9 protein-coding genes are annotated in these 11,756 nt (G+C 37.0%); 2 read left to right on the top strand and 7 right to left on the bottom strand.

Annotation, left to right across the window (positions count from 1 at the left end; genetic code table 11):
• Positions 1 to 17: 17 nt before the first annotated feature.
• The 5 genes from QOL71_RS15575 to flxA form a co-directional block, all read right to left on the bottom strand.
• Positions 18 to 902, bottom strand: a complete 885-nt coding sequence (locus QOL71_RS15575) for a lysophospholipid acyltransferase family protein (RefSeq protein ID WP_283417816.1) — start codon at positions 900 to 902, stop codon at positions 18 to 20.
• A gap of 48 nt (positions 903 to 950) precedes the next feature.
• The gene (locus QOL71_RS15570; RefSeq protein ID WP_283417815.1) at positions 951 to 1,205 is read right to left on the bottom strand and encodes an acyl carrier protein; all 255 of its coding nucleotides are present in this window, start codon (positions 1,203 to 1,205) and stop codon (positions 951 to 953) included.
• A gap of 7 nt (positions 1,206 to 1,212) precedes the next feature.
• Positions 1,213 to 2,433: a beta-ketoacyl-[acyl-carrier-protein] synthase family protein gene (locus QOL71_RS15565; protein ID WP_283417814.1), complete on the bottom strand. Its 1,221-nt coding sequence runs from the start codon at positions 2,431 to 2,433 to the stop codon at positions 1,213 to 1,215.
• Positions 2,434 to 2,518: 85 nt separating this feature from the next.
• Positions 2,519 to 3,250: a flexirubin biosynthesis SDR family reductase FlxB gene (gene flxB / locus QOL71_RS15560; protein ID WP_283417813.1), complete on the bottom strand. Its 732-nt coding sequence runs from the start codon at positions 3,248 to 3,250 to the stop codon at positions 2,519 to 2,521.
• Positions 3,251 to 3,261: 11 nt separating this feature from the next.
• A complete protein-coding gene (flxA, locus tag QOL71_RS15555) occupies positions 3,262 to 4,797 on the bottom strand; it encodes a flexirubin biosynthesis tyrosine ammonia-lyase FlxA (protein ID WP_283417812.1) in 1,536 nt (511 codons plus the stop codon).
• 85 nt (positions 4,798 to 4,882) lie between these two features.
• Here flxA and QOL71_RS15550 point away from each other — a divergent pair, with 85 nt between their 5' ends.
• On the top strand, positions 4,883 to 6,130 hold the full coding sequence (locus QOL71_RS15550) for an NAD(P)/FAD-dependent oxidoreductase (protein ID WP_283417811.1): 1,248 nt from the start codon (positions 4,883 to 4,885) through the stop codon (positions 6,128 to 6,130).
• 45 nt (positions 6,131 to 6,175) lie between these two features.
• On the opposite strand, the gene QOL71_RS15545 is transcribed toward QOL71_RS15550, so the two are convergent.
• Both QOL71_RS15545 and flxY read right to left on the bottom strand, forming a co-directional pair.
• Positions 6,176 to 6,763, bottom strand: a complete 588-nt coding sequence (locus QOL71_RS15545; protein ID WP_283417810.1) for a hypothetical protein — start codon at positions 6,761 to 6,763, stop codon at positions 6,176 to 6,178.
• Positions 6,764 to 6,786: 23 nt separating this feature from the next.
• Positions 6,787 to 8,076 carry a flexirubin biosynthesis putative acyl-CoA ligase FlxY gene (flxY, locus tag QOL71_RS15540; protein WP_283417918.1) on the bottom strand — a complete coding sequence of 430 codons (1,290 nt, stop codon included), beginning with the start codon at positions 8,074 to 8,076 and terminating at the stop codon, positions 6,787 to 6,789.
• Between the two features lie 171 nt (positions 8,077 to 8,247).
• On the opposite strand from flxY, the gene ileS reads away from it, so the two are divergent.
• On the top strand, positions 8,248 to 11,703 hold the full coding sequence (ileS, locus tag QOL71_RS15535) for an isoleucine--tRNA ligase (protein WP_283417809.1): 3,456 nt from the start codon (positions 8,248 to 8,250) through the stop codon (positions 11,701 to 11,703).
• Positions 11,704 to 11,756 lie beyond the last annotated feature (53 nt).

Raw genomic sequence — 11,756 nt, 5'->3', positions numbered from 1 at the left:
CATAAAAATATTGAAAATTAATCAATATCGTCCCAAAAGTCGAAGTAATTGAACCATTGGAGCGGATATTTTTTAATCATTGATTCAAGATTTTGGGTGTAGGAGTTTAAAAGTCCCTGCGAATCCCGTTTTTTAATGTTCTGAGCAACTCTTGCATATAAATGGTAATGCAGATTTTTTTCTTTCATAACATACACATACAGAACAGGAACGCTCAATCTGGATGCAATAAGAAAAGGGCCTGCCGGAAATCTGGCAGTCTTACCTAGCAATTCTGCTTCGAGAAATTTGGAGCCTTCGAAATAGCGGTCGCCTGTGAAGCAAATCAATTCGTTGTTGGACAAAGCCTGATTGATGTCAAAAATGTGGGACATATCATCCTTGACGTAAATAAATTTGATGTTACTTCTTTTTACCGCAATACTGTCCAGATATTCTTTGATGACTGTAACTTCCTGATCAGTTGTGACTAAGTTGATCTGCGCATCAAAATCTATATCTGCAAAAAAATGTTCTGCAATCTCAAAGTTGCCGATATGGGCACTGATCAAGACACCACCTTTTTTCTCGTTGAGAAGGCTTTTGAGATTTTCTATCCCGTCGAATTCATAAGTGAATCGGTTTCTTAAACCTACAGAAATAGCCGTTTTGTCAATCAATACTTTTCCAAAAACAAAGTAACTTTTGAAAACAGACAGCTTTGATTTCCAAAAACTATAACCTAATCTCCTTCGAAAATAATATGAAATATATTGATTGCTCTTCTTAAGAAACAAGAAGTAATAAGTTGCTACAAAATACAGCACAAAATATGAACTGTGGACGCCAAGATTTTTGATGCTCCAAACAAATATCCTGTAACCGAGTATCGTTCCTTTGGACTTGCCTTTCCACTTAGTCATGATGAATTACCAATTATCAGTAATATTGGTATATCTTTGAAATATTAGTTATGCTACTTTTTCAGAAATTTTGGTTTCTATCGTATCATAAAAATCATCAAAAGTAACGACCTTTTTAAAATCAGCTTCACCCAACTTTACACCAAAATTAGACTCAATTACAACAACCATATCGATATAATCCAAACTGTCCAAGCCCAACGTTTCCTTAAAATTGGCATCGTTGACGATATCATCGCGGTCCACTTCAAACTCATTGACAAGAAAATCATTAACAATTGTAACAATTTTTTCTCTTTCCATAATGTCTTTAAACAAATTTTTTAACAATTAGTGACGAATTGGTTCCTCCAAAACCAAAAGAATTCGACAAAAATACGTCAATTTTTTGATTTTTTGTTTCAGAGATTAAATTTATCTTTTTTGCATCTTCGTCCGGATTATCGAGATTGATATTTGGTGCAATAAAATTATTCTGCATCATCAGAACCGAATATATAATCTCACTTGCTCCAGCCATCCAGCATTCATGTCCCGTCATGGATTTGGTAGAGCTTACCGGAACTCCGTTACCGAAAATTTCATAAATCGCTTTTGCTTCGTTAGCATCGCCTAAAGGTGTAGATGTTGCGTGGGCATTGATATAATCAATATCTCCCGCCGTTAGCCCGGCTTGAGTCAGAGATCTTTCCATTGCCAAAGCCGGTCCGTCCACATTGGGTGTAGAAATATGTCCGCCATTGGATGAGAAACCATAACCAACAATTTCTGCAATGATATTTGCACCCCGCCGCTGTGCAGATTCCAAACTTTCAACAATCAAAGTTGCAGCGCCACCACTTGGAATCAATCCATCTCTTCCGGAATCAAATGGTCTTGAAGCTTTTGTAGGGTTATCTTCTCTCACAGAAAAAACGCCTAATCCGTCAAAGCTCGCCATCGAAAACTTGTTGGTTTCCTGCGCTCCTCCACAGACAACAGCATCTTGTAATCCATTCTTGATCAAAAGATAAGCTAATCCCAGAGAATGGGATCCGCTTGCACAAGCTGCACTGATTGTCAGATTAATTCCTCTTAATTTAAAAATTGTGGAAAGATTCATGGTTACAGTGGAATTCATTGATTTAAAAATTGCACCAGAACCCATCAATTGAGTATCTTTTTTTTCTCTAACGATGTCTGTAGCTTCTATAACTGCCTGTGAAACACTGTCGTTACCATATAAAATCCCGACTTCATTAGCGTCCAGGAATTCCTGTTCTATTCCGGCTTGTTTTAACGCATCAATTGTAGCCAGGTAAGCATATTCGCTTTCCTCGCCCATACTGATACGCTGTCTCCTGCTTAGAAGACTTTTAAGATCTGGCTTCGGAACGCGTCCCGTTAAACCGGACCTGTAACCAAATTCCTTTCTGTCCTGGTCCAGAACGATCCCGGATTTGCCATCATAGAGCGACTTCTTCACCTCTTCCAAAGAAGTCCCAATGCAGGAATAAATTCCCATCCCGGTAATCACAACTCTATTTTCCATTTTATCAAATTTAACAATGTATCAGTCTAATAATGTAACAATTTCAATATTAGTAAGCTGTTACACTGATATATTGGTACATTATTTAAGAATAAATTCCTCCATTAATATTAATCACTTCACCTGTAATGTAAGATGACTTCTTAGAAGCTAAAAATGCAACAAGATCAGCTACTTCTTCCGCCTCACCAAATCGGTTCGCCGGTATCATTGCTTTCAGTTCGTTCTCATCAAAGTCCTGCGTCATATCGGTTTTGATAAATCCCGGTGCGACAGCATTTACAGTTATATTCCGTTTAGCAATCTCTTGTGCCAAAGCTTTTGTTGCGCCAATTACCGCTGCTTTTGCGGCTGAATAATTAGTCTGTCCTGCTGTTCCTTTAACTCCGGAAACAGAAACCATATTGATGATTCTGCCATATTTATTACGCAACAATCTTTGGATAAAAAAATTAGTCACATTAAAAAACCCGTTCAAACTTGTATTGATAACATTGTTCCAGTCTTCGTGTTTCATCCACATAAACAATCCATCCTTTGTGATTCCTGCATTATTGACAATAACTTCAACCACAGAATCCGGATTTTTTTCCTGCCAATTATTTAAAACATTCTGGGTTTCTTCGGCATTACTTACATCAAATTTAAGAATTTCGCCTGTAGAACCCAACTCTTCAACACCTTGTAAAGTTTCCTCTGCCGCAGCCTGATTGGAAGTATAATTAATCAGAATATGATAATTTTTTTCCTCGGCCAATTTCAGACAAATAGCTCTGCCAATTCCTCTGGATCCTCCTGTTATGATTGCACATTTCATAATCTTCTGTATTAATGATATAAAGCTTCAGTTTTCATCAGATACTCCTTCACTTTTTGCAGATATGGATACATTACCATATCATCGGAAAAAGCAGGGATTATTTTTCTGATTTCGTCATACAATTCTTTAGTCGATGATGAAACTTTATCCTGGAACCCAAGATATTCAATTGCCTGAACAATCGTAATCAATTCAATCGATAATACTTCGAAAGCATTTTCTATAACTTTTCTGCAAATTACCGCAGCATTGGTTCCCATACTTACAATATCCTGATTGTCGTTATTATTCGGGATACTGTGGATATACATCGGATTAGACAACATTTGGCTTTCTGCCGTTGTAGAAGTTGCCGTGAACTGAACGCCCTGCATCCCGAAATTGAATCCTAATTTCCCCAGATTCACAAACGGTGGAAGTATTTCATTGATTTTAGAATTCAAAAGATAGTTCAGTTGTCTTTCTGCTAACATTGTCAGTTTCGTAACAACGATTTTAAGCTTATCCATCTCAAGAGAAATATAATCGCCGTGGAAGTTTCCGCCATGATAAACATGCTGATCTTCAACATTAATGATTGGATTATCATTGGCAGAATTAATTTCGTTTTCAAGAACAACTTCTGTATATTCCAAGGTGTCTAAAACCGGTCCTAAGATCTGCGGAACACATCTCAAAGAGTAATATTCCTGAACCTTATCTTTAAAAACTTTTTCCTGCTCTTCAAAACTTGTATAGAGATGGTCTTCTCTTTTCCTTATCAACTGGCTGTCAGAAAGATATTCACGCATTTTCTCCGCAACTTTTTGTTGTCCAACATGCCTTTTCGTTGCATTCAGAGATTCTGAAAAATGATCATCGTAAGCCTGAACAATCTCGTTGATCGCGCAAGATAATTTAATAGAAATTTCTGTTAACTGGCTGGCTTTATAAGCATTAACGATTCCGATTCCCGACATCACAGAAGTTCCGTTCATCAAAGCCAGACCTTCACGAATCTCTACTTTTATCGGTTCCAATCCTAGTTCTCCAAAAACATCTTTTGTTGATCTTCTTTCGTCTCTATAAAAAACCTCGCCTTCGCCAATAAGAACTAAAGCTAAATGCGCCAACTGAACCAGATCTCCACTTGCGCCAACACCTCCGTGTTCAAAAATAATCGGTGTAACATCTCTGTTAATTAATTCTTTAAGTAGATAAATAACCGAATCGTGAACACCGGAATGTCCTAATGATAAGACATTCAATCTTGCCAACATACAAGCCTTAACTTCATCTGCGGGTAACGGATTTCCGATACCTGAAGAATGACTTCTTATCAGATTATATTGTAACTGATGGGTATCGCTATCGTTGATTTTGAATTGCGCCATTGGTCCGAAACCCGTGTTCACACCGTATATGACTTTATTTTTTGAAAATTCTTTTAAAAACTGGAAACTTTTCTCTACTCTTTGCAGCAGCTCATTATCCAATTCTATCTTTTGGTTGCCAATGATTATCTTTTGAAAATCCTGAATGTTTAAATGGTCGTTAATTTTCATTAATTATGGTGATAAGAGACAAATTTGTAATATAATTCAATATTTGTCATTAATTTTGCGCAAAGATAAAAGTTTTATTAAACAAATGGGTAAAGAATTTGTTGATGTTCTTGTAATTGGAGCTGGTCCTTCTGGCTGCGTTTCTTCTGCATTTCTCAAAAAGAATAACATCAATGTAAAAGTTGTCGAGAAAACAAAATTTCCAAGACTGGTTGTTGGCGAAAGTCTGATTCCAAGAGTAATGGACCATTTTGATGAAGCCGGACTATTTCCTGCACTTGATAAAATGAGATTTGAAAAGAAATTGGGCGCACGTTTTATGCGAGGCGACGAGGTTTGCATTTTCGATTTCAGCAACAAATTTGGGGAAGGCTGGGACTGGACCTGGCAGGTTCCGAGAGCCGATTTTGACAATGCATTAGCCCAGGAAGTTATTAATAAAGGAATTGATCTTGAGTTTGAAACCGAAGTCGTCGGGATTGAATTCAATGGAACTGATTCTATTACAACTGTCAAAAATAAAAACGGAGAAACGAAGGAAATTCACGCTAAATTTGTGATTGATTCCAGTGGCTACGGACGGGTTTTACCGAAACTTTTAGATTTGGAAAAACCTTCGAAATTGTCTCCTCATTCTGCTATTTTTTCTCATGTTGATGACATCAACAGAGAGGAAGGTGTTGAAGGCACTTTGATTTCTTTTGACATCATTGAAACTGAAGTCTGGCTTTGGGTTATTCCTTTCTCAAATGGCAATACGAGTTTGGGAGTCGTTGGTCCGACTGAATATATCGAAAAGCTAATAGAAAACGGAGATGCAACAGTTGCTTTAAGAAAAGCGATTGCTCTTTCCGATTATTATGTAAAACGTTTTGGCGATGTGGAATTTCTTTTTGAACCCAAACATTTGAAAGATTATTCCTGTTCGGTAAAAAGTTTATTCGGAGACGGATTTGCTTTGACAGGAAATGCATCGGAATTCCTTGACCCGGTTTTTTCATCGGGAATGGCTTTCGCAACAGAATCCGGAATGCTAGCCGCAAAATTAGCCTTAAGACAAATAAATGGCGAAACTATTGATTGGCAAAAAGAATATTCGGATTATATTTTGTACGGTGTTAATGTTTTCACGACTTATGTAAAGGAATGGTACACCGGCAATCTCCAGGAATTATTTTTTCATCAGCCAGAAAATCCGGATGTCAAAAGAAAAATCTGCGCTGTCTTGGCGGGCTATGTTTGGAACAAGAAAAATCCTTTTGTAAGATTGCACGATTCTGCGATTGTCAATCTTGCCAATTATATCAAAACAGAAAAACAGGAACAACAATAAAAAAAGACCGCGATATGCGGTCTTTTTGTTTTTTAATAAATAATATTATTTTTTTCCTTTCTTGATATCTGCTGCCAATTCTTTTGCCAGTTTTGCGTAAGATTCAGAAATCCTGTATCCTGAGTTATAATCGTTTCCAAAAGCACCTCCGCCCGGAACATCGGAATAATCAACAGTTAAGAGAATCTTATCTGGATTAGCTTTATCAGATATTGTAATTGTAGTATTGATCTTAGAATCCTGTCGCCACGCACCCACATTGTATCCAGGATATATCCAAGTTGTTTTTACTGTCATTACATAAGGAGCTCCATTGTTTTTCCCAACCTGGATAGACGGTTCTCTTTTGTTAAAAGATTCGATAAATTTTGGTTCATAACGGTCTTCTCTGTCAGCAAACCAAGACTTTTTGAAATCATCATCTGTTCCTTTCTCTTCTCTTTTTTTCATTTTATCCTTAAGGAAATCCTCTTCAGTTTTGAATTTGTCAACCTTAAGATTAGAATAATCGAATGTTACATCATATAGTGTGATTCCCTTCAAGGCAGCGAAGCTACCTGATGTGACCTTCATTTTCTGAGCTGTTAAAAATGTTGAAACAGCTATCAATCCCAGTAAAAATAGTTTTTTCATAGTTGATTTGTTAAATATAATTTTTATGTTCGTAAATCTATAAAATTAATTGGTTTTCTACTGTTCGGATGATGAACTATTTTAAACAAAGTATCAAAATCGACAATCTCAATTTTCGGACTGACTCTCAATTTTGCACGGAAATGATCCCGAACTTCATTCACAAAATTTTCATCGTTATTTTCTGTACTCAACTTAATAATAATTTCATCCAAACCTATTTCACTGGAGTGGATCACAATCTGATAACAGGAAATTCCCGCAAAATCATTCAAAATATCATTCATCGCCGGCGGATAAAGCGTCGTTCCTTTGTATTTTATCATTTGCTGTTTTCTTCCGATAACAGGACTTAATCGCATTGTATTTCGGCCGCATTTACAAGGTTCGTAATGCGCTTTTACCAGATCTCCGGTTTTAAATCTCAACAACGGAAGCGCTTCAACCCCCAAAGTTGTAATCGTTAATTCACCGCTTTCTCCTTCTTTTACAGGATTCTCGTCTTCATCGAGGATTTCTGTAATGATCAATTCCGGATGATGATGTCCACCAACTTGAAATTCACATTCTGTAAAAGCCGTACTCATTTCCGTAGAAGCATAAGTTGAAAACAACTGAATATTCCATCTTTCCTTGATTTTTTGAGACAAAATATTATCTGTGAAATCCTGATTTTTTATACTTTCGCCAATGCATACCGCACCAACCACGCTTGAATTTTTATAATCTATACCATTTTTCTCAGCATAATCGATCATTTTCAATAGAAAAGACGGAACGGTTATCAGATATCTTGGCTTGTATCTAAAAATTGAATCCCATTGTAATTCAGGAATTCCCGGTCCCATTCTCACAACGCCTGCCCCGATTTTTCTGAGACCAAGCAAATAAGCTAAGCCGGCAATGAAGCGCTTATCGATCGTTGTAATCATTTGAACGACATCACCTTTGGAAATCCCTGCGCACGAAAGAGAAATTGCTTCGTTGTAGGCAATTCTTTCCATATCTTTTTCTGAAAGACCAAAAGTCACAGGGTCGCCTAAAGTTCCGGAAGTGGTACTGAAATCAACAATTTCGGTCATCGGAACACAAAAGAAATCATTATTATTTTGCTGAATATCATTCTTTTCCGTAGTAGGAATTTTGCGCAGATCTTCCAACGTATTGATATCATTAATATCGATATGATTTTCTTTGAATAATTTCTGATAAAATGGCGAATGATTTTGCAGGTAAATCAACAGTTCTTTCAATTTTGATTCCTGAAATTTTTTAATTTCTTCAGCCGTTGATTTCTCGATGATTGGGTACAGTTCCAAGTATGATGATTTTAAAGGACAAATTTATAAAACATAATATAATTTTATGATTCTGAAATTGAAGTTTTTAACATTCAGAAACGCCATAAAATATGCTTTAAAAATCGACAAAAATCACTAAATTCGCAAACTTAATCCACAAGAAACAGATTTGACACATTAAAAATGAGCAAGTTTACCGAATATAAAAATCTTAGCCTTACCGAAACTGCTAAAAACATTGCAGAATTCTGGAAAAATAACGACACTTTCAAAAAATCCGTAGAACTTCGTGAAGGACAGCCGGAGTTTGTTTTTTACGAAGGACCGCCTTCCGCCAACGGAATGCCGGGAATTCACCACGTTATGGCAAGAGCGATTAAGGATATTTTTTGCCGTTACCAGACGCAAAACGGGAAACAGGTTTTCCGTAAAGCCGGTTGGGACACACACGGACTTCCTGTAGAATTGGGTGTGGAAAAAGAATTGGGAATTACCAAAGAAGACATCGGTAAAAAAATAACAATCGAAGAATACAACGAAGCCTGTAAAAACGCTGTTATGCGTTACACAGATGTCTGGAACGATATGACCGAAAAAATCGGCTATTGGGTCGATATGGAAAATCCATATGTAACTTACAAACCAAAATATATGGAAACGGTTTGGTGGCTTTTGAAGCAGATGTATGACAAAGGTCTTATCTACAAAGGTTACACAATCCAGCCGTATTCTCCGAAAGCTGGAACTGGATTATCTTCTCACGAGGTTAATCAGCCTGGCGCTTACCGTGATGTGACGGACACGACTGTTGTAGCTCAGTTCAAAACTTTGCCGGAAACTCTGCCTTCATTTTTACAAGGTTTTGGTGATGTTCATTTCCTGGCTTGGACGACAACACCTTGGACTTTACCATCAAACACCGCTTTAACTGTCGGACCAAAAATCGATTATGTTTTAGTTAAGACTTTCAATCAATATACATTTGAGCCGATCAATATTGTTTTAGCTAAACCTTTGGTTGGAAAACAATTTGGAAAAAAATTCGTGGAAGGAACTGAGGAAGATTTCGCCAACTACACTTCAGAAAGCAAAACCATTCCTTATCAAATCTTAGCAGAATTCAAAGGTGCTGATCTGGTTGGAATTAAATACGAGCAACTTTTAGACTACGCGAAACCTTACCAAAATCCGGAGAATGCTTTTCGAGTAATTTCTGGAGACTTCGTAACAACGGAAGACGGAACGGGAATCGTTCACACAGCTCCGACTTTTGGTGCGGATGATGCTAAGGTAGCAAAAGAAGCTTCGCCGGAAGTTCCGCCAATGTTGGTTTTGGATTATAATGGAAATCCTGTTCCTTTGGTAGATTTGCAAGGTCGATTCTTATCGGTTGTTAATGATGAGATCTACGGTTTTGCAAATGAATATGTGAAGTCTGAATATCTTAATGATGACGAAAAAACTGCAGAATTTAACATTCAGAAAGAGAAATTAAAATCGATCATCTCGGATTTAAAAGTCTATCTATCCGTAGATGAGAGAATTGCACTTAAATTAAGAAAAGAAAACAAAGCTTTCAAAGTTGAAAAATATGTCCACAGTTATCCGCACAGTTGGAGAACCGATGAGCCATTGTTGTACTATCCGTTGGATTCTTGGTTCATCAAAGTAACTGATGTGAAAGACAGAATGTTCGATTTGAATGAAACAATCAACTGGAAACCAAAATCTACCGGTGAAGGCCGTTTCGGAAACTGGCTGAAAAATGCCAACGACTGGAATCTTTCCCGTTCAAGATATTGGGGAATTCCGTTACCGATTTGGAGAACAGATGACAAAAAAGAAGAAGTTTTAATCGGTTCTGTTGAGGAATTATACAACGAAATCGAAAAATCAATCAAAGCCGGTTTCCAAAAAGAAAATCCTTTCAAAGGTTTTGTGATTGGCGATATGTCTGAAGAAAACTATGCGAAAGTTGACCTTCATAAAAATATTGTTGACCAAATTACCTTGGTTTCAGCTTCGGGAAAACCGATGAAGCGCGAAAGCGATTTGATTGACGTATGGTTCGATTCGGGTTCGATGCCTTATGCGCAATTGCACTATCCTTTCGAAAATAAAGAACAAGTAGACAACAACAAAGCTTTCCCTGCAGATTTTATCGCGGAAGGCGTTGACCAGACGCGTGGCTGGTTCTATACTTTGCACGCAATTGCAACAACGGTTTTCGACTCAGTCGCTTATAAAAATGTAGTGTCGAATGGTTTGGTCTTAGACAAAAACGGACAAAAAATGTCTAAACGTTTGGGGAACGCTGTTGATCCGTTCGAAACGCTGGCGGTTTACGGACCAGATGCAACGCGTTGGTATATGATTTCGAACGCGAATCCTTGGGAAAACTTAAAATTCGATATTGAAGGAATTGACGAAGTGAGAAGAAAATTCTTCGGAACACTTTATAACACTTATTCTTTCTTCGCTTTGTATGCTAACGTTGACGGCTTCAAATATCTTGAAAGTAACGTAGAAAACCGTCCGGAAATTGATCGTTGGATTTTATCCGAATTAAACTTATTAATCAAAGAAGTAAAATCTTTCTACGAAGATTACGAACCGACCAAAGCTGCAAGAGCAATCAATACGTTTGTTAATGATAACTTGTCCAATTGGTACGTGAGACTATGCAGAAGACGTTTCTGGAAAGGTGATTATTCCGATGACAAAATTTCCGCTTATCAGACTTTATATACTTGTCTTGAAACTGTTGCTAAATTGTCTGCACCAATTGCACCATTCTTTATGGACCAATTGTTCCAGGATCTTAACAAAGTAACCGGAAGAGATTTGGTAAACTCTGTTCACCTGACGGATTTCCCTGTTGCAGATGAAAGTTTGATTGACCAGGATTTGGTTGAAAAAACACATTTGGCTCAGCAAATTACTTCGATGGTTTTTTCGTTAAGAAAAAAAGAAAATGTAAAAGTTCGTCAGCCACTTCAAAAAGTGATGATTCCTGTTTTGGATAAAAAGACAGAAGAGCAGATTCTGGCAGTTTCAGAACTCATCAAGCAAGAAGTGAATGTTAAGGAATTACAACTGATTAATGCAGAAGAAGCATCGCATCTTATTGTAAAACAGATCAAACCGAATTTCAAAACGCTGGGTGCGAGATTAGGAAAAGATATGAAAACGGTTGCTGGAGAGATTTCAAACTTTACTTCCGAACAGATTACTGAGTTGGAAAAATTAGGAAAAACAGAGGTTGCAGGCTACGAAATTACGATAGAAGATGTTGAAATTTCCACGAAAGATATCCCGGGCTGGACGGTTGCAAGCGAAGGCAAAACAACTGTGGCATTAGATTTGACGCTAACGGAGGAATTGAAGGCTGAAGGAATCGCAAGGGAGTTCATCAACAGGGTTCAAAACCTGAGAAAAGACAAAGATTTTGAATTAACGGACAGAATTTCAATTGAAATGGAAGAATCCTGCCCTTTCCGACAAGAATTTATTAACAATGATGCATATATTTCTGCAGAAGTATTGTCGGATAAAATAGAATTTGTAAATTCACTTTCAAATTATGAAGAAATAGAGATAGATGAAGAAAAATTCAAAGTAAAAATTGAGAAAATATAATCCATATTACTTTATTATTAAGGATTTGTTAATTGAATTTTTAACTGGATTAT

Origin of the sequence: Epilithonimonas pallida (assembly GCF_900182975.1) — a bacterium.
Classification (GTDB): Bacteria; Bacteroidota; Bacteroidia; order Flavobacteriales; family Weeksellaceae; genus Epilithonimonas; species Epilithonimonas pallida.
The sequence above is the reverse complement of the archived record's forward strand: the minus strand, read 5'-3'. Positions and strand labels throughout refer to the sequence as shown.